Source organism: Mesorhizobium sp. WSM4830 (assembly GCF_055811495.1).
The window spans coordinates 233,101-255,622 of record NZ_JBVVQI010000004.1 but is presented as its reverse complement, the minus strand read 5'-3'; the positions used below and the strand labels follow the sequence as shown (position 1 = coordinate 255,622).

The 22,522-nt window shown below is 63.0% G+C and carries 22 protein-coding genes; 12 read left to right on the top strand and 10 right to left on the bottom strand.

The genetic code is table 11. From position 1 onward, the window contains the following. Nucleotides 1-2: 2 nt before the first annotated feature. Both ugpA and ugpB read right to left on the bottom strand, forming a co-directional pair. On the bottom strand, nt 3-887 hold the full coding sequence (gene ugpA, locus AC0L2Y_RS08200) for a sn-glycerol-3-phosphate ABC transporter permease UgpA (protein ID WP_292656843.1): 885 nt from the start codon (nt 885-887) through the stop codon (nt 3-5). Between the two features lie 185 nt (nt 888-1,072). Then, nucleotides 1,073-2,383 (bottom strand): sn-glycerol-3-phosphate ABC transporter substrate-binding protein UgpB, encoded by a 1,311-nt coding sequence (ugpB, locus tag AC0L2Y_RS08195; RefSeq protein WP_473555197.1) that lies wholly within the window; start codon nt 2,381-2,383, stop codon nt 1,073-1,075. Between the two features lie 293 nt (nt 2,384-2,676). Here ugpB and AC0L2Y_RS08190 point away from each other — a divergent pair, with 293 nt between their 5' ends. Further along, complete coding sequence (locus AC0L2Y_RS08190; protein WP_473555195.1) at nt 2,677-5,109, top strand: putative bifunctional diguanylate cyclase/phosphodiesterase; 2,433 nt, start codon at nt 2,677-2,679, stop codon at nt 5,107-5,109. A gap of 2 nt (nt 5,110-5,111) precedes the next feature. Here AC0L2Y_RS08190 and tlpA read toward each other — a convergent pair whose 3' ends face one another. Beyond that, nucleotides 5,112-5,795 carry a thiol:disulfide interchange protein TlpA gene (tlpA, locus tag AC0L2Y_RS08185; RefSeq protein WP_473555192.1) on the bottom strand — a complete coding sequence of 228 codons (684 nt, stop codon included), beginning with the start codon at nt 5,793-5,795 and terminating at the stop codon, nt 5,112-5,114. A 35-nt stretch (nt 5,796-5,830) separates the two neighbouring features. Between tlpA and argH the strand changes: the two genes are divergently transcribed. The 3 genes from argH to lysA all read left to right on the top strand — a co-directional run bounded on the left by argH (nt 5,831) and on the right by lysA (nt 8,796). After that, nucleotides 5,831-7,231: an argininosuccinate lyase gene (gene argH, locus AC0L2Y_RS08180; protein ID WP_473555190.1), complete on the top strand. Its 1,401-nt coding sequence runs from the start codon at nt 5,831-5,833 to the stop codon at nt 7,229-7,231. 71 nt (nt 7,232-7,302) lie between these two features. Further along, nucleotides 7,303-7,509: a hypothetical protein gene (locus AC0L2Y_RS08175; protein WP_023677931.1), complete on the top strand. Its 207-nt coding sequence runs from the start codon at nt 7,303-7,305 to the stop codon at nt 7,507-7,509. An 18-nt stretch (nt 7,510-7,527) separates the two neighbouring features. Beyond that, complete coding sequence (gene lysA, locus AC0L2Y_RS08170) at nt 7,528-8,796, top strand: diaminopimelate decarboxylase (protein WP_473555187.1); 1,269 nt, start codon at nt 7,528-7,530, stop codon at nt 8,794-8,796. 10 nt (nt 8,797-8,806) lie between these two features. Here the strand turns inward: lysA and AC0L2Y_RS08165 are convergent, their stop codons facing one another. After that, nucleotides 8,807-9,109: an ArsR/SmtB family transcription factor gene (locus AC0L2Y_RS08165; RefSeq protein WP_023677929.1), complete on the bottom strand. Its 303-nt coding sequence runs from the start codon at nt 9,107-9,109 to the stop codon at nt 8,807-8,809. Between the two features lie 64 nt (nt 9,110-9,173). Here AC0L2Y_RS08165 and AC0L2Y_RS08160 point away from each other — a divergent pair, with 64 nt between their 5' ends. Beyond that, nucleotides 9,174-10,115: a threonine/serine dehydratase gene (locus AC0L2Y_RS08160; RefSeq protein WP_473555183.1), complete on the top strand. Its 942-nt coding sequence runs from the start codon at nt 9,174-9,176 to the stop codon at nt 10,113-10,115. Nucleotides 10,116-10,327: 212 nt separating this feature from the next. Beyond that, nucleotides 10,328-12,943, top strand: coding sequence for a TIGR02302 family protein (locus AC0L2Y_RS08155; protein WP_473555180.1), 2,616 nt, complete (start codon nt 10,328-10,330; stop codon nt 12,941-12,943). 69 nt (nt 12,944-13,012) lie between these two features. Here the strand turns inward: AC0L2Y_RS08155 and AC0L2Y_RS08150 are convergent, their stop codons facing one another. Beyond that, nucleotides 13,013-13,870, bottom strand: coding sequence for a LysR family transcriptional regulator (locus AC0L2Y_RS08150; protein WP_473555178.1), 858 nt, complete (start codon nt 13,868-13,870; stop codon nt 13,013-13,015). Between the two features lie 223 nt (nt 13,871-14,093). Between AC0L2Y_RS08150 and AC0L2Y_RS08145 the strand changes: the two genes are divergently transcribed. Continuing rightward, nucleotides 14,094-15,044 carry a DMT family transporter gene (locus AC0L2Y_RS08145; protein WP_473555176.1) on the top strand — a complete coding sequence of 317 codons (951 nt, stop codon included), beginning with the start codon at nt 14,094-14,096 and terminating at the stop codon, nt 15,042-15,044. A 24-nt stretch (nt 15,045-15,068) separates the two neighbouring features. On the opposite strand, the gene AC0L2Y_RS08140 is transcribed toward AC0L2Y_RS08145, so the two are convergent. The 3 genes from AC0L2Y_RS08140 to AC0L2Y_RS08130 all read right to left on the bottom strand — a co-directional run bounded on the left by AC0L2Y_RS08140 (nt 15,069) and on the right by AC0L2Y_RS08130 (nt 16,518). After that, on the bottom strand, nt 15,069-15,440 hold the full coding sequence (locus tag AC0L2Y_RS08140; protein WP_473555174.1) for a response regulator: 372 nt from the start codon (nt 15,438-15,440) through the stop codon (nt 15,069-15,071). A 61-nt stretch (nt 15,441-15,501) separates the two neighbouring features. Then, complete coding sequence (gene hpt / locus AC0L2Y_RS08135) at nt 15,502-16,044, bottom strand: hypoxanthine phosphoribosyltransferase (protein ID WP_254816654.1); 543 nt, start codon at nt 16,042-16,044, stop codon at nt 15,502-15,504. A 183-nt stretch (nt 16,045-16,227) separates the two neighbouring features. Next, nucleotides 16,228-16,518, bottom strand: a complete 291-nt coding sequence (locus AC0L2Y_RS08130) for a hypothetical protein (RefSeq protein WP_352489419.1) — start codon at nt 16,516-16,518, stop codon at nt 16,228-16,230. A gap of 236 nt (nt 16,519-16,754) precedes the next feature. Here AC0L2Y_RS08130 and ftsE point away from each other — a divergent pair, with 236 nt between their 5' ends. The 3 genes from ftsE to AC0L2Y_RS08115 all read left to right on the top strand — a co-directional run bounded on the left by ftsE (nt 16,755) and on the right by AC0L2Y_RS08115 (nt 19,240). Next, on the top strand, nt 16,755-17,414 hold the full coding sequence (gene ftsE, locus AC0L2Y_RS08125) for a cell division ATP-binding protein FtsE (protein WP_023677923.1): 660 nt from the start codon (nt 16,755-16,757) through the stop codon (nt 17,412-17,414). Next, a complete protein-coding gene (locus AC0L2Y_RS08120) occupies nt 17,407-18,390 on the top strand; it encodes a cell division protein FtsX (protein ID WP_473555172.1) in 984 nt (327 codons plus the stop codon). The genes ftsE and AC0L2Y_RS08120 overlap by 8 nt, the downstream gene beginning before the upstream one ends. A gap of 262 nt (nt 18,391-18,652) precedes the next feature. Beyond that, the gene (locus AC0L2Y_RS08115; RefSeq protein WP_473555344.1) at nt 18,653-19,240 is read left to right on the top strand and encodes a YdcF family protein; all 588 of its coding nucleotides are present in this window, start codon (nt 18,653-18,655) and stop codon (nt 19,238-19,240) included. 30 nt (nt 19,241-19,270) lie between these two features. On the opposite strand, the gene AC0L2Y_RS08110 is transcribed toward AC0L2Y_RS08115, so the two are convergent. Continuing rightward, nucleotides 19,271-19,891: a pyridoxamine 5'-phosphate oxidase family protein gene (locus tag AC0L2Y_RS08110; protein WP_352489416.1), complete on the bottom strand. Its 621-nt coding sequence runs from the start codon at nt 19,889-19,891 to the stop codon at nt 19,271-19,273. A 132-nt stretch (nt 19,892-20,023) separates the two neighbouring features. Here AC0L2Y_RS08110 and AC0L2Y_RS08105 point away from each other — a divergent pair, with 132 nt between their 5' ends. Together AC0L2Y_RS08105 and AC0L2Y_RS08100 are read left to right on the top strand one after the other, a co-directional pair. Then, nucleotides 20,024-20,932: a LysR family transcriptional regulator gene (locus AC0L2Y_RS08105; RefSeq protein ID WP_352489415.1), complete on the top strand. Its 909-nt coding sequence runs from the start codon at nt 20,024-20,026 to the stop codon at nt 20,930-20,932. Nucleotides 20,933-21,039: 107 nt separating this feature from the next. After that, entirely contained in the window at nt 21,040-21,840 is an 801-nt protein-coding gene (locus AC0L2Y_RS08100; protein WP_473555169.1) for a lysophospholipid acyltransferase family protein, read from the top strand. 27 nt (nt 21,841-21,867) lie between these two features. On the opposite strand, the gene AC0L2Y_RS08095 is transcribed toward AC0L2Y_RS08100, so the two are convergent. Further along, complete coding sequence (locus AC0L2Y_RS08095; RefSeq protein WP_473555166.1) at nt 21,868-22,488, bottom strand: LysE family translocator; 621 nt, start codon at nt 22,486-22,488, stop codon at nt 21,868-21,870. Nucleotides 22,489-22,522: the final 34 nt, after the last annotated feature.

Sequence of the window (22,522 nt, the reverse complement as noted above, 5' to 3'; positions counted from 1 at the left end):
CCTCAGCCGTAGTGGACTTTGCGTTCCACATAGCGGAACTGGATCGCTGTGAGCGCGATGACGATGGCCATCAGGATGACCGACTGCGCCGCCGAGTCGCCCAGGATCAGATTGACGAAGCCGTCATTGTAGACCTTGTAGACCAGCGTCTCGGTCGTCTTGCCCGGCCCGCCGCCGGTGACGGCATGAACGATGCCGAACGTGTCGAACAGGGCATAGACGGTGTTGACGACCAGCAGGAAAAAGGTTGTCGGCGCAAGCAGCGGGAAGACGATGGTCCAGAAGCGCTTGGTTTCGCCGGCGCCGTCCATGGCCGCCGCTTCGATCAGCGTTTTCGGCACCGCCTGCAGGCCGGCGACGAAGAACAGGAAGTTGTAGCTGATCTGCTTCCAGGCAGCAGCCGACACCAGCAGGATCATGGCGTGGGTGCCGTTGAGCAGCGGGTCCCATGCGATGCCGAGGCTCCTCAGCAAATAGGCCAACGAGCCGATCGAAGGATTGAACAGGAAAAGCCAAAGCATGCCGGCAATCGCCGGCGCCACGGCATAAGGCCATATCAACAGTGTGCGGTAGAGGCCTTTGCCGCGCACGGCCTTCTCGGCCATGACCGCGAGCAGCAGGGCCACAACCATGGCAACGATCGCGGTTGCAAGCGAGAACACCACTGTGACCTTGATCGAGTTGAGGTAGGCCGGATCGGCCAGCACCTTCCGGAAATTGGCAAACCAGACGAACCTGCTCTTCAGCCCGAACGGGTCTTGTCTGAGCATCGACTGGTAAAGCGCCTGACCGGCCGGCCAGTAGAAGAAAACCAGGGTGATGGCGAGTTGTGGTGCCACCAGCAGGTAGGGCAGTATCTTGTTGGGAAAGACAATGCGTGCAGACAGGCTGATTTCCCTCGCTATCCAGGCATCGCCCACGCGCGCTCGCGTGGGCGATATTCCAACCGACTAATGCATGTCGCCCAAAAGTGCGCAGCGGTTTTGGGATAACGACATTCATAAGAACAAGAGCTTAAAGCGCGTAGCATGTAGCCGTTCAAACGCGACGCGCTTTAACCGCGATGATCTCGTTAGTTGTCCAGGGCTTCCTTGATCGCGGCGTTGCCGCGCGCGACCGCATTGTCGAGCGCCTGCTGGGCGGTTTGCTGGCCGGCCAGCATCTTCTCCAGCTCCTCGTTCTGGATATCGCGCACCTGCGGCAGATTCGGCAGGCGCACGCCCTTCGAATTGTCGGTCGGCGACTTGCCGATCATCTGCAGGATGGGTGTCTCGCGGCCGGGGTTCTTGTCATAGAAGCCTGATTTCTTGGTCGCCTCGTATGCGGCGAGCGTCACCGGCAGGTATCCCGATTTCTGGTGCAGATATTCCTGCACCTCGGTCTTGGACAGATAGGCAAAGAAGGCGGCGACGCCCTTGTATTCCTCGTCCGACTTGTTGCCGAACACCCAGAGGCTGGCACCGCCCGGCGTCGTGTTCTGCGGGGCACCCTTGGCGTCACTGTCGTAAGGAAGCTGGCCGATGCCATAGTTCATGCCGGACTTGACGATATCGCCGAGGCCGCCCGACGACTCGGTGAAGATGCCGCATTCGCCGGCGAGGAATATCTGCTTGGCTTCGGAGGTGCGTCCGCCATATTTGAATGTGCCGTCCTTGGCCAGGTCAGCGAGCGCCTGGAAGTGGTTGACGAAAATCGGCGCATTGATCTTGAGTTCGACGTCACCGCCGGCCAGGCCATTCTGTTGGCTGGCCCAAGGCACGTCATTCCACGCCGCGAAATTCTCCAGGTGGATCCAGGTCAGCCAGGTCGAGGTATAGCCGCAAGAGGCGGCGCCGCTCGTCTTGATCTTCTTGGCAGCCTCCCAAACCTCGTTCCAGGTCTTGGGCGGATTGTTCACGTCGAGGCCAGCCTTCTGGAAGATGTCCTTGTTGTAGTAAAGGATCGGCGAGGAGGAGTTGTAGGGGAACGACAGCATGGTGCCGTCCGGCTTCGAATAATAGCCGACGATGCCGGGCAGATACTGGCTCTTGTCGAAGGTCATCCCGGCACCGGTCATCACATCGGCCACCGGCTTGATCGCACCCTCGGCCGCCATCATCACGCCGGTGCCGACATCGAACACCTGGAGGATATCGGGCGCTTGGCCGGCGCGGAAGGCAGCGATGCCCGCATTCAGCGTCTCCGGATAGGTGCCCTTGAACACCGGAACGAGCTCATAGTCGCTCTGGCTGGCATTGAAATCCTTGAAGATCTTGTCGACGACCTCGGCGTTGGCGCCGGTCATGGCGTGCCACCAGCTGATCTGCGTGACGGCGAAGGCGGAGGTGGTGGAAAGCAGGGTCAAGGTGGCGGCGATACCGGCCGCGAAGCCGAGGAACTTCATGTTTCATCTCCCGTTTGTCATTGGCGAAAGGGGCACTTCCGCAAAGCCAATATGTGGCGCTGATGACAATCGGACAACGGTTTTGTTGCGGATCAATGAACATCATTTCCTACTAAACTGCAGTCCCCGAAACGCGGCGTCAGAAACTACATCACCGCCTTTTCGGCGCAGCAGCGTCGGTTTTCCCCCGAAAAGACCCGCCTCATGGCCCGCGGGTTAACCATTCGTTAAAATCTCCAAGAGCTAATCAGTCACACCTCCCCTGTTAGTTTTGGCAGACCGAGTGAACCAGGATGCTGACGGTCTATAATTGTATTGTAAGTCAGCACGATCCGAGACTGGTTGCGCTTGCCGCACTCGTCTGTGGAATTTCTTGCTTCTCAGCGGTTAATCTCCTTAAGCATGTCGGCCGATCGACCGAGCGAAACCGGCTTGCCTGGCTGATGATTGCCGCGGCCTCGACCGGGTTCGGCATATGGGCGACGCATTTCATCGCCATGACCGCGTTTACGCCGGGAATACCGAACGCATACAATCCGGGATTATCCGCCTTTTCGCTTGCCGCCGCCGTCGTCCTGACCGCGCTTGGGATGTGGGTCGCCACTTTGCGCCGCGGCATCGACCATTTCCTCGTCGGTGGCGCCATCCTGGGCGGCGCCATCGCGACGATGCACTACATCGGCATGGCCGCTTTCGAGGTCGAAGGCCGGGTCGTATGGAACCTGCTCCTTGTCGCGATATCGCTTCTGGCCGGCGTGATCCTCGCGGCACTGGCCCTCCTTGTCGTCTTGCGCCGCCCGTCAGCGCTCGCCACTCTCGGCGGCGCCGCGCTTTTGACGCTGGCGATTTGCAGCCTGCATTTCATCGCGATGGCCGCGGTGTCGATCATTCCGGATTCCTCGATTGAAATATCCCAACATTCCATCGAGCCCATTTCCCAGGCCTTTGCAGCGGCGGTCGCCAGCCTGGTAATCCTTGTGCTGTCGGGTGCCGCGCTGTGGATCGACCTGCGCTTTCGCCGCCAGAAGCTCGAGGCCGATCGCATGCACGATCTCGCCAATGCCGCGGTGGAAGGTCTGATCGTTTGCGATGGCACCCGGATCGTCAGCGCCAATGACAGTATGGCGAAGCTGACCGGAACAGCGACAGCCACCCTCAACACGATGCAACTCGGCGAGCTTTTCGACGGACAGGGCGCAGCCGATATGTCCGGCTTCGGCGAACAGGCGCAGGAAGCGAAATTAAGGGGCAGCGACGGCGCGAGAATTCCTGTCGAGCTGATCACCAGGAAGATCACCTACTGCGGCAGGTCGCATACGGTGCTTGCCGTTCGCGACATCCGTGAGCGCAAGAAGGCGGAAGAAGAGATCCTCCGCCTCGCGCATTTCGATCCACTTACCGGGCTTGCCAACCGGCGGAGCTTTTCTTCCCGGCTGGAAGCAGAATTCGCCTCGATGGATCGTGGCGGCAAGGATGGATATCTGGCGCTCCTGCTGCTTGATCTTGACCGGTTCAAGCAGGTCAACGACCTCTACGGCCACGCCGCCGGAGACGCCATGCTGCAGAAGTTGGCGCACTGCATTGCCGGCATCCCGCGCCAAGGGCAGTTGCTCGCGCGTCTCGGCGGCGACGAATTTGCCATCATAGCTCCGAACCTCCCCGACCCCCTGGCCGCAGGCCGGATAGCCGAGGATTTGCTGGCGGCGATTCGGGAGGAAAACAGGGTTTCGGTCGGCTCCGGCCTTGTCTCGGCCAGCATCGGCATCGCATTCTTTCCGCTGGATGCGGAAGACCAGGCCGGCCTGATCAGCCATGCCGATACGGCACTCCATCGCGCCAAGACGGAGGGCCGTGACACCTATCGGTTTTTCGAGATAGCCATGGGCACGGCGGCCCGCGACAAACGCGTGATGGAGCATGAATTGCGCCAGGCGATCGCCCGCAAGGAGTTCCACCTCGTCTACCAGCCACAGAAGGAGATCCGCGGCGGCAGGATGATCGGCTTCGAAGCCCTGGTCCGTTGGCAGCATCCGGAGCGGGGTGACATTTCTCCGGCTGTTTTCATCCCCGTGGCAGAGGACAGTGGCGCGATCGCGCAGATCGGCGACTGGGTGCTGACGACAGCCTGTAACGATGCCGCTCGCTGGACAAACCCGCTGATGGTCGCCGTCAACGTCTCCGCCGTGCAACTTCACAATCCGAACTTCAGCCGCAAGGTGCACGACGCATTGTCGAGATCCGGCCTGGCCCCCGGCAGGCTCGAACTGGAGATCACCGAAACGGCCCTGGTGAAGGACATGCCGCGCGCGCTCGCAACCTTGAGGCAGGTCAAGGCGCTTGGCGTGCATGTGGCGATGGACGATTTTGGCACCGGCTATTCTTCGCTGTCCAACCTTAGCGCCTTTCCCTTCGACAAGATTAAGATCGACGGGTCGTTCATCAAGTCGGTCGACAAGAACGGCCAGTTCGCGGCGATCGTTCGCGCCGTGCTGGGGCTTGGACGCGGTCTCGGCCTACCGGTCCTTGCGGAGGGCATCGAGACGCCGGGTGAATTGCAGTTCCTTGACGCCGAGGCTTGCGAGATCGGGCAAGGCTATTACCTCGGCAAACCGGCTCCGATCGAGACATTCGGCGAACTGACGGGCGTGGCCGCTCCGGCAATCCGCACCGCCAGCCGACGCGGCGCAAGCATTGCCGTGCTCAAGCCGCGCCTGCGCACGGTCTGAGCCTATCCCGGCTGAAGCGCCGCCTCGACCAGACGCTTGGCATCCGGCCCCGACCATTCGGCCGGGCCGTTCATATGGGCGATCAGGCAGCCTTGCCCATCGATCAGCATGGTGACCGGCAGACCCAGCGCCAGGCCGCGCGTCTTGACGTCGTTGAACAGCGCCATGGTGGCATCGCGATAATAGCCGAGCGACTTGACGCCGGTATCTTCCAGGAACTTCTTCGGTTTGGCATCGTCGCCGGCATCGACGTTGACGGCAACAACCTGAAACGCATCGCTGCCCATCTCCTTCTGCAGCGCATCGAGCGCCGGCATTTCGGCGCGGCAAGGTGCGCACCATGTCGCCCACAGATTGAGCAGCACCGTCTTGCCGGCATGATCGGCGATCGTCGTCGGCTTGCCGTCAGGGCCGTTGAAGGCAAGGCTTTTCAGCGATTGCGGCGGATCCGCCGGCAAAAGCGCGGCAACCTGGCCGGTAGCAGCGGCGGCGATCTTCTTGGCACGGTCGGTCTTGGCGGCGCAGTCGACGTCGTCCTTGCCGCCGCCGGCGGCCACTTGCGCGGGCGCCTTGTTGCCAGAACCGCTTTCCCTGACATATACCGCGACCGCGCCGGCCAGCACGCCCGCAACCAAAGCGGCGAGGATGAGACGCAAAGCCGGGAAAAATCTATTACCGTCTGCCATTTTTCAAAAACTGCTCCGGAGCACGGGTTATAGCGATGAACGACAAGAAGGCCAGCAACCAGATGTGGGGCGGACGTTTTGCCTCGGGTCCGGCCGCAATCATGGAAGCGATCAACGCGTCGATCTCGTTCGACCGCAAACTCTATGCGCAGGATATTCGCGGCTCGATCGCCCATAGCCAGATGCTGGCGCAAACGGGCATTATTTCGGCGGCCGATCAAGAAAAAATCACTCACGGGCTGAACACGATCCTGGCAGAGATCGAGGCCGGCACATTCGAGTTCTCGACTAGGCTGGAAGACATCCACATGAATGTCGAGGCCCGTCTGGCCGATTTGATCGGCCCCGCCGCCGGCCGCCTGCATACCGCCCGCTCGCGCAACGACCAGGTGGCGGTCGACCTCAGGCTGTGGGTCAAGGACGAGTGCTTTCGCGTCGCCGAGGCGCTGAAGGGCCTGATCACGGCGTTCCTGGAACGGGCCGAGGAGCATGCGGCAACGGTCATGCCGGGCTTCACCCACATGCAGGCAGCGCAGCCGGTGACCTTCGGCCACCACTGCATGGCCTATGTCGAGATGTTTGCGCGCGACCTGTCACGTGTTCGCGACGCGATCGAGCGGATGGATGAAAGCCCGCTCGGCGCTGCCGCCCTCGCCGGCACCAGCTTTCCCATCGACCGGCACCAGACGGCGAAGGCGCTTGGCTTCCGCGAGCCGATGCGCAATTCGCTCGACAGCGTTTCGGACCGCGATTTCGCGCTCGAGTTCCTCGGCTTGGCGGCGATCTCCGCGACGCATCTGTCGCGGCTGGCCGAAGAGATCATCATCTGGTCGACGCCGCAATTCGGCTTCGTCAGGCTGTCGGATAGTTTCTCGACGGGTTCGTCGATCATGCCGCAGAAGAAGAACCCCGACGCTGCCGAACTGGTGCGCGGCAAGACCGGCCGCGTCACCGGCCATCTGGTCGGTCTGCTGACGGTGATGAAGGGCATGCCGCTGACCTATGGCAAGGACATGCAGGAAGACAAGGAATCCGTCTTCGACGCGGCAGAGACGCTCGACCTGATGCTGGCGGCGATGACCGGCATGGTGCGCGACATGACAGTGAACACCGCGGCGATGAAGAAGGCGGCCGGCGCCGGCTATTCGACTGCGACCGACCTCGCCGACTGGCTGGTGCGCACGCTCGGCCTGCCGTTCCGCGAGGCGCACCATATCACTGGCCGGGCGGTGGCGCTGGCCGAGGACAGGAAGATCGGGCTCGACAGGCTTTCGCTGGAGGACCTGCAGTCCATTCACCCCGGTATCAGCGCCGACGTATTTTCGGTTCTCGCCGTGCAGAATTCTGTAATGAGCCGCACGAGCTTCGGCGGCACCGCGCCGTCCGAGGTGCGCAAGCAGATCCGCTACTGGAAAAAGCGGCTCGCCAAGGCGTAAGACGCGGGGTGCAATGGCCGCAAAACTCGGCTAGAAGCGGCTGCGGGCAACAGTTTCGGACGGATGGCACGATGACCGGAAGCAGGATTTTGGTGACGCTGACGCTGCTGGCAGCAATGGCCACCGTTGCGGCTTGCGGCAGGAAGGCTGCGCTCGATACGCCCTACGCGGCAGCCGTGCAGGCCCGCAAGGACGCCGAGAAGGCCAAGCAACCTTTGCCGCCGGAGCCGGAAAAACCTGTCGAGGACAAGAAATTCATCCTCGACCCGCTGCTCTGATTTTTCGGACCAAATCTCGTGAACCATTTCGACTACCGCGACGGCGCGCTGCATGCCGAGGACGTGGCGATATCAGACATCGCCGCCAGCGTCGGCACGCCGTTCTATTGTTATTCGACGGCGACGCTGACCAGGCATTTTCGCGTCTTCACAGAGGCCTTTGCCGGGCTCGACGCTCTCGTCTGCTATGCCATGAAAGCGAATTCAAACCAGGCCGTTCTGAGGGTGTTGGCAAGGCTCGGCGCCGGCGCCGACGTGGTCTCGGAGGGCGAATTGCGCCGTGCTTTGGCGGCCGGCATCCCGGCAAGCAAGATCCTGTTTTCGGGCGTCGGCAAGACCGCGCGTGAAATGGATTTTGCGCTCTCGGCCGGTATTCTCTGTTTCAACGTCGAATCCGAACCGGAGCTGGAGCTGCTGTCGGCCCGCGCCACCGCGCTGGGCAAGATCGCGCCGATCTCGCTGCGCATCAATCCGGATGTCGACGCCAGGACGCACAAGAAGATTTCGACTGGGAAGGCCGAGAACAAGTTCGGCATTCCCTGGCAGCAGGCGCGGAAGGTTTATGCCCGCGCGGCTGAGTTGCCGGGCATCAAGATCACCGGCATAGATACCCATATCGGCAGCCAGATCACCGAATTGCAGCCCTTCGACGACGCCTTCGCGCTGCTGGTGGAACTGGTCGGCGCCTTGCGCTCCGACGGTCATGCCATCGAGCACATCGATGTCGGCGGCGGCCTTGGTATTCCCTACCGCGTCGACAACAACCCGCCGCCTTTGCCCGATGCCTATGCCCAGATCGTCAGGAAGCATGTTGCCAAACTTGGGCTGAAAGTGATGTTCGAGCCAGGCCGGCTGATCGTCGGCAATGCCGGCATCCTGGTCTCGGAGGTGATCTTCGTGAAGGAGGGCGACGCCAAGAGCTTCCTCGTCGTCGACGCCGCGATGAACGACCTGATCCGGCCGACGCTTTACGACGCTTTCCACGACATCAGGCCGGTGGCGCAGCAGCCGGCCGCAGCACCACGCATGAAGGTCGACGTCGTTGGCCCGGTCTGCGAGACCGGCGACTATCTCGGGCTCGACCGTGACCTGCCCCGGCTGAAATCCGGCGACCTGATCGCTGTCTCCACCGCCGGCGCCTATGGCGCCGTCCAGGCCGGCACCTACAATACCAGGCTGCTGGTACCGGAAGTGCTGGTCGACGGCGACCGCTTCCACGTTGTGCGCCCGCGCCAGACCTATGACGAGCTGATCGGACTGGATTCGGTGCCGGACTGGTTGAAGTAGAACTCTGCAGCTACAGCCGGTGCTGAATGAGCGCCCTGGTCTCGGCGATTCTGTCCTCGTTCCGGCGATAGAATATCCACTGCTTGATGCGCTTGCTGCGCAAAAGCCCTGCCTGGGTGAGCACGCGCATATGCTCGCTGAGCGTTGCCTGGGTGATCCCCAGCTTTTCCGCGATCAGCAGCGCGCAGACGCCGTCCTCGACCAGATCGCCGTCCGTCTGCGGCGGAAAATGCGCGCGCGGGTCCTTGAGCCAATCGAGGATCTGCAGCCTGCGCTCGTTGGCAATCGCTTTGAAGACGTCGACCTCTTGCATTTAGGTACTTTGCCAAGTTACTAAGTAATGTCAACTCTGAATGTCAGCTCTGGGGAGTGAAAGCATGCTGCACGGCCACACGATCACACGCGAGCGCATCGCTGCAATGGAGCCGCGCATCCGGTCCTACGTGCGCCACACGCCGGTGCTGCGCGTCGACATGGCCGATTTCGGCCGCCCGCCTCTACCTGTCGACCTGAAGCTTGAGTGCTTGCAGCATTCCGGCTCGTTCAAGGCGCGTGGTGCGTTCACCAATCTCCTCGAACGGCCGGTTCCTGCGGCCGGCGTCGTCGCCGCGTCGGGCGGCAATCACGGTGCCGCCGTCGCCTATGCCGCCATGCGGCTCGGCCACAAGGCGACCATCTTTGTTCCCGAAGTGAGCCCGCAGGCCAAGCTGGACCGCATCCGCGGCTACGGCGCCGAGCTGATCGTCGGCGGCGCCCGTTATGCCGAGGCGCTGGCCGCCAGCGAGAGCTTCGCCGAAAAATCCGGCGCGCTGCAAATCCACGCCTTCAACCAGGAGGAGACGCTGATCGGGCAAGGCACGCTCGGCCTCGAAATCGAGGCCGACCTGCCGGAGCTCGACACCCTGCTGGTCGCCGTCGGCGGCGGCGGCCTGATCGGCGGCATCGCCGCCTGGTTTGCCGGCCGCATCAGGATCATCGCTGTCGAGCCGGAGGGTGCGCCGACGCTTCATCGCGCCTTCGAGGCGGGCCGGCCCGTCGACGCGCCGGCGGAGGGCATCGCCGCCGATTCGCTCGCGCCGAAGCGTGTCGGCGAAATGATGTTTCCTATCGCCGAGGCATTCGTCGAGCGCTCGATCCTGGTCGGCGACGACGACATTATCGCCGCCCAGGCCGCGCTCTGGGACCGAGTGCGAATCATCTCCGAGCCGGGTGGTGCGGCCGCCTTCGCGGCGCTACTGTCCGGCCGCTACGCACCGGCTGCAGGCGAGCGCGTTGCCGTACTGGTCTGCGGCGCAAACGCCAATCCGGCGAAATTCTGACAATATCCGGGGCATTATTGTTCACGTTTTGGGGAACCGCCTCGCCTTCGCCGTGTTTGTTGGTATCCTTAGGGCGATGTGCATCCGCTTGGACGCACGAAGTACGCGCTTAGATTTTAGGTCTTCGCATCGTGCTTCCCGAAAATCGACTTTTCGGGCCCGTGCGATAGACTCGTGAGGCCCGGGCTATTCCGCCCGGCCAGGAAGGGCCGATGACACAACGACCCATCTTCACCAGCAATCGCAGTCTGGCCAGGCGCCTTGCCTTGAGCCGGCTGGGGACGCAGGTCTCGATAATCGTCGAACGCGGCTGGCCATTGCTGCTGCCACTGATCATCGTCGCCAGCCTGTTCCTCAGCATTTCGTGGCTCGGCCTGTTCCCATTTTTGCCCGATCTGGCTCGGATCGGTCTTATCGCGGCATTCGGCATCGCAGCGCTTGCCGCACTCTACCCGCTGCGTTTCTTCCGCACGCCATCCAGTGCCGAGGTCGACCGCCGCATCGAGGCGGCCAACCGATTGCTGCACAGCCCGGTGCAGGTCCAGACCGATCGCCCGAGCGGCAAGGAAAGCATTTTTTCGCAGGCCCTGTGGCGCGAGCATCAGCGGCGCATGGCGGACCGGCTGGGCGAGCTTGGCGGCGACGTGCCGCGCACACGCGTGCCGGAACGCGACCCGTGGGCGCTGCGCGCCGTCGCGGCGCTTTTGTTGGTCACTGCCTTTGCCTTCTCCTTCGGACCATCGGGCGGCAGGCTGAGCGACGGTTTTGTTGCCCGTGCCGCCCGCGACGTCGTGCCGCCGCGCATTGATGCCTGGGTGACGCCGCCGGCCTATACCGGCAGGCCGCCGGTATTCCTCAACGCCCCGGTCCTTGCCGACAACGCCAATCAAGCGGCGCCGACCTTCACCGTTCCGGAAGGCAGCGATGTGTCGCTGCGCGTCACCGGCGGTTCGGGCGAGGAAACGCTGAGCTACGCCGACACCGGCGGCAACACCCGCGCCATCGATCCGACCGGGCCGCAAGCCGCCAAGACTGATGCAAGTCCGGCAACGCCTTCCACCGTGCGCCAGTTCAGCGGCAAGTTGACGGCCGACGGCACGCTGACGCTGCAGTCCGGCGACGGCGAGCTCGGCCGCTGGGCCTTCGCCATAATTCCCGACAAGCCGCCGCAGATCCGCTTTGTCGGCGAGCCGAAACGCGCCGTCAACGGCGCCTTCGAACTCAACTACCAGATCGACGACGACTATGGCGCGGCCTCCGCAAAGGCAGTTTTCGCACTGGCCGATCCGCAAGTGCCCAACGTGCATCCGCTCTATGGCCCGCCGGAAATGCCGCTGACATTGCCGCGCCGCGGCGGCAAGGCCAATGCTGCCAAGACGACGAAGGACCTGACCGACCATGTCTGGGCCGGTGGCAATGTCAAGCTGTCGCTTGTCGCCACCGACGGTGCCGGACACACGGCGACCAGCGAAACCAAGACGCTGGTGATGCCGGAGCGGCCATTCTCCAACCCGTTGGCGCGGGCTGTGGTCGAGCAGCGCCGCCTGCTGGCGCTCGACGCTTATGCCAAGGACCGCGTGCTCGACCTGATGGATGCGATCACGCTCAGGCCCGAAGACACGTTCGACAACATGGCGCACTACCTGGCCATCATGAGCGCCCGCACCCGATTGAAGATGGCAGACAGCGACGACCAGCTGCGCGACGAGGTCGCTTACCTCTGGGAGATCGCGCTTGGCATCGAGGAAGGCAATCTTTCGGCGGCCGAGAAGCGGCTGCGCCAGGCGCAGCAGGCGCTGCAGGACGCGATCAAGAACGGCGCCAGCGACCAAGAGATCGAGAAGGCGATGAAGGAACTGCGCGAGGCGATGAACCAGTTCCTGCAGGAATTCGCGGCGCGGGCGCAGCAGAATCCGAATGCGCCACAGATGCAGCAGAACGGCCAGGAACTGCGCCAGAGCGACATCGACCGCATGATGGACCAGATCGAGAACCTGGCGAAATCCGGCAATCGCGACCAGGCGCAGCAATTGCTGTCCGAGTTGCAGGACATGATGAACAATCTGCAGGCAGGCCGTCAGCAGCAAGGCGGCCAGCAAGACAGCGAGATGCGCCAGCAAATGGACAAGCTGGGCGAGATCATGCGGCGCCAGCAGGAGATGATGAACGACACTTTCCGTATGGACCAGATGCAGCGCGGCCAGCAACAGCGCGGGCAGAACCGCGACGAGCAGCTCGGCGAGAACGGTGAGCCAGGCCCGATGGGCGAAGAGGGCAAACCCGGCCCGGGTGACGACCGCGATCCGCTCGGCCGGCCGAAGCCGATGACGCCGCAGGAATTTGCTGATGCGCTGAAGCAATTGCAGGAAGGCCAGGGCAAGCTGCAGAGCGAGCTCGATCAATTGAGGAAGAGCCTCGAAGGCATGGGCCTCGACCCCAATGAAGGGTTTGGCGAGGCCGGTAAATCCATGGGCAATGCCGAACAGGCGCTCGGCGAGGGCGAAGGCGACCAGGCGGTCGGTCACCAGGGCCGCGCATTGGAAGCCTTGCGCAGGGGCGCCAAGGACATGATGAAACAATTGCAGGCGATGCAAGGCGACCAGGGTGGCAACGGGCAAGGCGGGCGCCAGCAGAATGCCGACCGTGACCCGCTCGGGCGGCCCCGCACCAGCGAGGGTCCCGATGACGGAAGTTCGGTGAGAGTGCCTGACGAGATCGACGTGCAGCGTGCCCGCCAGATCCTCGAAGCGATCCGCAAGCGGCTCGGCAATGCGCTCAGCCCCGATATCGAGCGCAGCTATCTGGAGCGGTTGCTGGAGCTGAAGTAAGGCTGCCTATTCGGAAGATCGCTGCGCGCGGTCCGGGGTGGCCGCCACCGCCGGACTGAGCGGCACGTTTTAACGGTTGGTGAACGCTTCGCGGATCGCCTCTTCCATGCCGTCAATGGCCTCGCCGGAAGCATTCGGATTGCGCCGCAGCACTACGTTCGAGGAATCGATGTCACCGAACCCGTCGGCGGCCGTAAGCTCGCGGCAGCCGGCCGGGATGTTGCTGCGCGAGATCGGCGCAATCGCCAGCCCGGAGGTGACGGCGAGCCGCAGGCCGCCATTGGTATCGCTGGTGTAGGCGACACGATAGGCGAGATCGCGCTGTTCCAGCGACTTTATCGCGAAATCCTTGCACCAGCCGGCACGGTTGTAGAGCGCGATCGGCACCGGCCGCTCCTCATGCATGTGATGCAGCTCCGACGTCACCCATACGGTCGGGTCACGCATCAGCACTTCACCGCCCGACAGATCCTGCCATTCGAACACCACCGCCAAATCGAGATCGCCGGCGGCGAGCGCCGCGATCTGCGCACCGGAATGCGCGTAGCGAACGGTGATGTCGACCTGAGGATGGCGCTTGGCAAAGGCGCCGAGCGCGCGCGACAGGATCGCGTGGCCATATTCCTCCGGGATACCGATGCGCACCGGCCCGCCAAGCGGCGCCGCGACCATCGATGCCGCCGTCTCGTCGAGCAGTGAAACGATGCGCCTGGCGTTGGCGACGAGCTCGCCGCCGCGCCGCGTCAGCGCCACACCGCGCGAGCCGCGCTCGAACAGACTGTCGCCGACCATGCCTTCGAGCTTCTTCATCTGCATCGAGACCGCCGACTGGGTGCGGCCGGCCCGCTCCGCCGCCTTGGTGAAATTGCCGGTGTCGGCGACCGCCACGAAGGTGCGCAACAGGTCGCTGTCGAGATTGGGTCGCATGTGCCCACCATAACGAAATCTGATTGCTGGCATCATTCCAATTCGTTTGCAACATGTCAAACGGCGGACGATAGTCGCCTTACCCATTGGATATGCGGCCGCGAAATCGGCTGCGGACCAATCAAAAGTCCTCACTCGTACCCGCTGCCCGAAACGGTGGCGGGTTCTTTTTACCCGGATGCAGGCCTGCTTTCGGCCGCGCACGCGGGAGACAGGAGCGCCTATGCAGAATCGGCTTGTGCTCGGCATCCTCAGCCTCTGTCTCGGCGTGCTGGTCTTTTCGCTGCAGGACCCGCTGGTCAAGGCGGTGTCGAGCCACTATCCGGTCACCGAGGTGATGGCGATCCGCTCGATCGTCGCCCTGCCGATCCTGGTTTTCCTTGTCCACGCCGATGTCGGATTGCAGGCGATCCTGTCGAAGCGGTTCGGCATGCTGACGATGCGCGCCTTCATCCAGTTCACCTCCTATACGGCCTACTATCTGGCAATCGCCGCCCTGCCGCTGGCTGACGCGGTGGCGCTCTATTTCATGGCGCCGCTGTTCATCATGGCGTTGGCCGGCCCCTATCTCGGCGAACGCGTGTCCTGGCAGGCGCTCGCCACCGTCCTGGTCGGCATGCTCGGCGTGCTGGTGATGGTGCGCCCGGGCGCCGGCTTGTTCGACTGGGCAGCGCTGCTGTCGCTAGGCTCGGCTCTGCTCTACGGTTTCTCGCAGCTGATGGCACGCAAGATCGGCGACACCGAATCCTCGACTGTCATGGCGTTCTATCAGAACGGCGCCTATCTGGTCGGCGCCGCCTTGGTGGCGGCATTGTTTTGGCTGGCAGGCATTGACCATGCTGTGCATCCGAGCCTCGAATTCCTCGTCCGGCCATGGGTCTGGCCGACGACGCTGGATCTCCTCAAGATGGGGGCATGCGGCTTCGTTGCCTCGGCCGGAATGATCCTGTTGTCGCAGGCCTATCGGCTGGCGCCCGCCAACAGCGTCGCCACCTTCGAATACACCGGTATCATCTGGTCCCCGCTATGGGGTTTTCTGTTCTTTGCCGAAGTGCCGCGGCCGGCGACGGCGACCGGCGCAGCCCTCATCATCGGCGCCGGCCTGTTTGCCCTCAATGCCAGCCGGCGCCGGAGCGGCGCGCCAGCCATTGCGGCGACCTGCGACCCTGCCTGAAGGCGGCCGGCCTTGGGCTTTAATTTAGGCGAAGCAGGCGAGCGCCTGTTCGACGCGGGCGCGGATTTCAGCCAGCGTGAACGGCTTTTGCACGACGTCGAGAATAATGCCGTCCAATTCCTCTGCGCGCTCGCGCTGGTCGGCATAGCCGGTCATCAGCATGATCTTCATCACCGGGAACAGCGCCGCTGCCGCCTTGGCCATCTCGATGCCGTCCATTTCCGGCATGCGGATATCGGACAGCACAACGTCGTAGCTCCCTTGCGCCGCACGGATCAGAGAAAGACCGTGCGCGCCGTCGGCAGCAACAGTGACGTTATGCCCGGCGCGTTCGAGCGCACGGGCGGCGAGAGTGCGGACGGATTCATCGTCCTCGACGATCAGGAGCTTTGCCATGGGCAGGATATTTGGCGGGGAAAAGTTGATGTTTCCTGAACCGCGAGCGGCGACAACCCAACTAGGCGTCGCCCTTGACGATGCCGACGAAGGGCAATTCGCGAAACGCGTGGGCGACGTCCATGCCATAGCCGACGACGAAATAATCGGGGCAGTCGAAGCCGACATAGTCGGCGTTGAGCGTGGTCTGGCGGCGCATGCGCTTGTCGAGCAGCACGGCGATGGCACAGCTCCGCGCGCCGCGCGACAGCATGAGGTCGCGGGTGAAACTCAGCGTCTTGCCGGATTCCAGAATGTCGTCGATGAGAAGCACGTCGCGACCGGCGACCTCGTTGTCGATGTCGCGCAGCACTCTCACCTCACCGCTGGTCGTGCCGGCGCCATAGCTGGAGATGAAGATGAACTCGACCTCCGGCGACAGGCCGACATCGTGCATGGCACGGATAAGATCGGCGGCGAAGATGAACGATCCCTTCAGCACCGAGATTACCAGAAGGTCGTGATAGTCGTGCCCGGCGATCTCCTTGGCAAGTTCCAGGTTCCGCCGCGCGATGGCGGACGCCGAAAACAGGACTTCGATGTCCTTGCCGCGCACAACTGGCATTGGCTGCCTTTCCAGAAATGATCGCCTTTGCAGGCGAAGCCGACCGAAACGGTCTTCAACCCGTTTCTAGGCCTGTCGTTCCATCTGGCAAGGCCAATCTTTCGCAGGGCGCCCGCGAACGGTCGGATATCCCAGCGCGTCGCGAATCGCTTATCTGGTGACCGTTGATTTTCTGGCGCCGCTCTAACGAACCAGCGCATGGCCGCCCGATATCCAGAAGGCGGCAAAGGCGGCACCGACGCCGACAATCCAGAAGATCGGCCCACCATGCACCCACAACGGCCGGTCGACGGCGGTTTCGGGCTTGCGCAACATGTCCATGCCTTCGATCGAAGGCGTGGAAATCATGCGCGCAGGCGGCGGCGCAAAGTCTGGATGTATAAAATGGCGGGGCAGCACCTCATAATCGGCATCGATGACGTCGGCGGTCACGTCGCGCACGATGCGTTCCGGCTCGGCGGCCGGATCGGTCATGATTTCGCCGGAAACCGGGCGCGCGGTTCGATCCTCAGCCATCATGGCCCAACACTACCGCACCTGTTCGCTGTTCGTTTCTTTTGGGTAAACGGAAATGGTTAACGCTTCCCCACCGGAACCCCTGTGACTCGCTCGAAGAGCCCCCAAATTAACCGTCGGTTAACCATGCCGGCCGATGGTCTTTCCACAGAAAGGGCTGGCATCTTGCCGCCGAGAATTTCAGGTCGTCGAAAGTGATCCGCTTCGAAAATGTTGGCCTCCGCTATGGCATGGGTCCGGAGATTCTCCGCGACATCTCCTTGCACATTCCGGAGCGCTCCTTTCAGTTCCTGAGCGGACCTTCAGGCGCTGGCAAGACGACGTTGCTGCGGCTTTTGTTCATGTCGCTGAAGCCGACGCGCGGCCTGATCACCATTTTCGGCAAGGACCGCTCGCGCATCTCGCGAACCGAATTGCCGCATCTGAGACGACGCATCGGCGTGGTATTCCAGGATTTTCGCCTGCTCGACCATATGACCACCTACGAGAACGTGGCCTTGCCGCTGCGCGTGCGCGGCCGCGAGGAGGCGACCTACCGCACCGACGTCACCGAGCTGCTGAAATGGGTTGGCCTCGGCGAGCGCATGCATGTGCTGCCGCCGGTGCTGTCTGGCGGCGAGAAGCAGCGCGCCGCCATCGCCCGGGCGTTGATCGAGCAGCCCGAGATCCTGCTCGCCGACGAGCCGACCGGCAATGTCGACCCGCCGCTGGCGCGACGCTTGCTGCGGTTGTTCATCGAGCTCAACCGGCTAGGCACCGCCGTGGTGATCGCCACACACGACCTCGGCCTGATGGAACAGGTCGACGCACGGCGAATGATCCTGGCCGGCGGAAGGCTGGACATCTATGACTGAGCTCTCCGTCGAACATTTCGAGGGTCAGGACGCCGCGGCGGCAAAGCCCCGCGTCCAGCGCAAAATGGCGCCGATCGTGCCGGCGCAGAACATCGCCGGCCGGGCGCTGGTGCTGGTCATCGCCATCATGACGTTTCTGTCCTGCCTGACGTTTGGCGCAGTCACGCTGGTGCGTGACACCGCCTCCGTCTGGGAGAACCAGATCTCGCGCGAAGCGACCATCCAGATCAAGCCGGTCGACGGCCTCGACATGGAGGCCGCACTTGCGTTGGCCTCGCAGATCGCCGGCGAATTCCCTGGCGTGAAAAGCGCCAGGATCGTCGATCGCGAAGCAACGGTCCGGCTGCTCGAGCCTTGGCTGGGCTCGGGCCTGAACATCGATGAGCTGCCGGTGCCGCGCCTGATCATCATCACCATCGATGAGAACAACCCGCCCGATTTCGCCGCACTGCGCGCGGCGATCACGCCGAAGCTGCCGAGTGCCTCGCTCGATGATCATCGCACCTGGGTCGACCGGCTGGTTGCCATGGCCCGCACCACGGTAACAATCGGTATCGCAGTGCTGGCGCTGATGCTGTCTGCGACGGTGCTGACCGTGGTGTTCGCAACGCGCGGCGCCATGGCCGGCAATGGTCACATCATCGAGGTGCTGCATTTTGTCGGCGCCGAGGCGCGCTTCATCGCGCGCGAATTCCGCCGGCATTTTCTGGTCACCGGCATGAAGGGCGCCGCGGCAGGCGGCGCCGCGGCGATCCTCGTCTTCATCGTCTTCTCCTGGTGGTCGTCACGCAACATGGCAACGCCGCAGGCCGACCAGGCGACCGCCCTGTTCGGCAATTTCGCCATCGGCTCGGCGGGTTATCTCGGGGTCGCTGTCATGGTGCTGGTGATCGGCGCGCTGACGGCGGCAACCTCCCATTTCACCGTGGTTACCTATCTCAGCGACATCGACATTCGCCAGCCGGACGCCGGCTAAAGGAAAGATCGATCACGGATGAAAACGCATCGTCACGAAAATTGCATTTTTTTCCTACCAAAGGCTGTATTTCGGGATTAACCATTTCATGATGGACGTTCGGGACTCGACCGATACCGGTGGGTGCATGCCAGTGCTGGTTGCGCGTCCGCCTGTATTCGCCGAGCCTGATGAATTTGCCAAGCCGGATCAGTTCGCCAAACACGGGCGGCTGCTGGCAGCCCGCTCGTTGCGCATCTCGGCTCTCCTTCTGCTCGCCTCTATGGCGCTGTTTGTCGCCGGCTTCGGCTGGTTCGCCAATACCGTCAGCCGTCTGACTACGCCCGCCAATCCGGCAAGGGCCGACGCTATCATCGTGCTGACCGGCGGCCAGTCGCGCCTCGACGCCGCAATGGGCCTGCTTGCATCAGGCAAGGGCGAGCGGCTGCTGATCAGCGGCGTCCATCCTTCCGCCAGCCGGCGCCAGCTTCAGGCCGCGACCGGCGGCGACAAGAGGCTGTTTTCCTGCTGCGTCGACATCGATCGCGCCGCGCTCGACACGATCGGCAATGCCGAGGAAAGCGCCAAATGGGTCGAGGACCATGCCTACGGCACCGTCATTCTCGTCACCAACAATTATCACATGCCGCGCAGCCTGCTGGAAATGGGCCGGCTGCTGCACGGCGCCAGGCTCGAGCCCTATCCGGTGGTCAACACCAACCTCGAGAATGGCGGCTGGCTGACCAAGCCCGAAGCGCTGCGCGTGCTGTTCACCGAATACAACAAATACCTGCTGGCGCTGGCGCGCGGTATCATGCCGATGAAGCGAACCGACAGCGTGACGCTGGCCGACGCCGCAGGCGGAAGCTGAACGGCACCGGCACTTTTTATTCCCTGGCTCTTATTCCCTGGCTGCTGCATCCGATCGCAAGCGTGCGATCTCCTGTTCGAGCCGTTCGATGCGCTTGTCGCGTTCGGCCAGCGCCGCCGCCACGTCGGCCGCTTCGAAACGCTGCGGGATGTGCTGCGAGCAATTTGAATCCCAAGCCGAAATCGTAAACAGGATGACCTGCTCGGGTCGCGCCTTATAGTCTTGCGGCATCAGCTTTGCCGTCAGCTCGGCATCGCCCTCGACGACTTGCGCCTTGCCCCAGATCTTGATGCGCTGCCGGTGCGCATAATCGATCAGGAACAGGAAAGCCTGCGGGTTGTCGCTGAGGTTGCCTTGGGTGATGAACTGCCTGTTTCCGGAAAAATCGGCAAAGCCGATCGTCCGCTGGTCGAGTACCTTGAGGAAACCGGCCGGCCCACCGCGATGCTGAATGTAAGGCTGCCCGTCCGTATTGGCGGTCGACAGAAAGACGCTGGTCTGCGCCTCGATGAAGGCAGCGAGATCGGGCGTGATTGCCGCCTGCCAGCCGCCACGCTCCTCGACACGGGCATAGGCCTGGCGCGAGCCCTTGCGGGCCTGGATCGCCTTTACCGTCGGGGTAAAGGCGACATCGCTGGTGTGAGCGTTCATGAAAACTCTCCTTACGCGCCGACGCGCGCTGCATTGTTCAGACCCGAAATAGGGCCTTCCGTCTTCGAGATGCAGATGCCATATCTGCAAGCTATCCTTCCATTTTTCGGAAAGAAAATTTTCGGGAGAACTATGGATCGCCTCCAGTCCATGTCGCTTTTCGTTGCCGCAGCGGAGACAGGCAGCCTCTCGGCTGCCGGGCGCCGCTTCGGCATTCCGCTGACGACGGTCAGCCGTAAGGTTTCGGACCTGGAAAAGCACCTGAAGACACGGCTGTTGAACCGCTCGGCGCGGCAGATGTCGCTGACCGATGCAGGCCACGCCTATCTCGCCGCCTGTCGTCGCATTCTCGATGAGGTCGGCGAGGCCGAGCGAATAGCCGCCGGGGAATACAGCGCCCCGACCGGCGAACTGATCGTCACTGCGCCGATCGTCTTCGGCCGCCTGCATGTGCTGCCGGTCGTCACCGGCTTCCTCTCCGTCTATCCTGAGGTAAGTGTGCGGCTGACACTCGCCGACCGGATAACCCAGTTGGTCGAAGAGCACATCGATCTCGCCATCCGCATCGGCGAGCTTGCCGATTCGAGCCTGATCGCCACCCGCCTGGGTTCGATCCGCCGCGTCGTTTGCGCGAGCCCGGCCTATCTCGCCGAGCACGGCACACCGAAAACGCCGCAAGAGCTTGCAGGACACAGTGCCATCACCTTCGAAGGGCTCACCGCCGCAGCCTGGAGCTTCGCCACCGGCAAGACCGAATTCAGCGTGCCGGTCCGCTCCAGGTTACGGGTCAACACGGCTGAGGCAGCAATCGATGCGGCGATTGCCGGCGTCGGCGTGACGAGGCTGCTTTCTTACCAGATCGCCACCGCAGTCCGGTCGGGTACGCTGCGCCCGGTGCTGCAAGAGTTTGAGCCAGACCCATGGCCGGTGAGCCTCGTCCATGCCGGCCAGGGGCTACTGCCGGTGAAGCTGCGCGCATTCCTCGACTTCGCCGCCCCGCGCCTGAGACAGCGCCTGCTTCAGGCGGCGTGGCAAACGTGACGAAGACGGCCCATCGCAAGACCGGGCCGATCGCCCGCCTCGCAGCGTTTCCTTTTTGCCGGCGCTTGGTGTAACCAACGCACACCTCCTCACCGGGCACTTGCTGTATGCTCTATTTCCGCTCGCTGGCGTTCAATCTCGCCTTCTACCTCAATTTGATCGTCCAGATGATTCTCTGGACCCCGTATTATTTCCTGTCGCCGCGCCATCGCGCCTGGTTCGTGCCGAAATTCTGGTCGCGCACCAGCATGTGGCTCTACGACAAGATCGCGGGCACCAGAAGTGAGATCACCGGCCAGGAAAACCTGCCTGAAGGTTCCTTCATCCTGGCGCCGAAGCACCAGTCCTTCTGGGACACGATCGCTTTCCTGCCGTATCTCGACGATCCCGTTTACATATTGAAGCGGGAGCTGACCTGGATCCCGTTCTTCGGTTGGTACATTTTGAAGATGCGGATGATTCCTGTCGACCGCGGCAGCCGCTCGAAGGCATTGAAGACGGTGATCGCCGCGACCAAACAGGAATTGGCGCGCAATCCGCGCCAGCTGATCATCTATCCCGAGGGCACGCGCCGGGCGCCGGGCGACGAACCGGTCTACAAATACGGCATCGTCGAACTCTATGCGCAACTTGGCATTCCGGTGGTGCCCGTCGCTCACGTCGCCGGCCTCTATTGGCCGCGCCGCAAATTCCTGCGCTATCCCGGCACGATCAAGGCGCGCTTCCTGCCACCGATCCCGCCCGGCCTCGGCAAGGACGAATTCATGCAACGGCTGATCGGCGAGACGGAAGCCGCCTGCGACCAGCTCCTCGTCGAGGCGTCGCAGACGCCGAACCCGCCGCCGATGCCGCCGACGGCGGTGAAAAGGCTTGGTGAGCTGGACGCGAAACCTGAATTGAAAGGCTGAGGCAACGGCCGCGGATGCCAGAAGGACTCAGGGTAAGGCAGCCAGGGCGGCTGTTGCAATCAGCGTCGCGGCAAACACCAGATTGATGATCCGCGACGCCAGCGGTTTGCGCAGCAAACGTGCAAAAGCCGCGCCGGCCAGAAGCCACAAGAGATGAATAGCAACGATCATCAAGGCGAGAACCGCCAGCTTGGCTGAAATACCAAGACCGCCGGCGCCGGAAGACGCGCCGGCGAACACGGCGGCAATCGCCACATAGGCTTTCGGATTGGCAACGGCCAGAAGGAATCCACCCAGGAAAGTGGGAAGCGCCGCCCCACCGACGCGTGCCGCCAGTGGCGGCGCCGTCGCTATCTTGAACGCCAGATAGAGGATGTAGGCTGCTGACGCGACCGCCAACAGCGCTGCGAGCTTCGGCAGCGCGATGAGAACGGCCATGATGCCCGTCGCCACCACCAAAAGCACGAGGACCGTGCCGACAACGATCCCCGAGGCATAGCGGAGCGAATCGCGCAGACCGAACGCGGCGCCGACCGCTGTGACGCTTATCGTCGCCGGCCCCGGGCTGCCCATAACGATGGCCGATGCCAGCACGAGCGCCAGCAATTGCTGCCATAGCCGCTGATCGAGAAGAACCTGTCCGGCCATGCGGCGTCCCTGCATCCTGCGACGATGCAGGGAC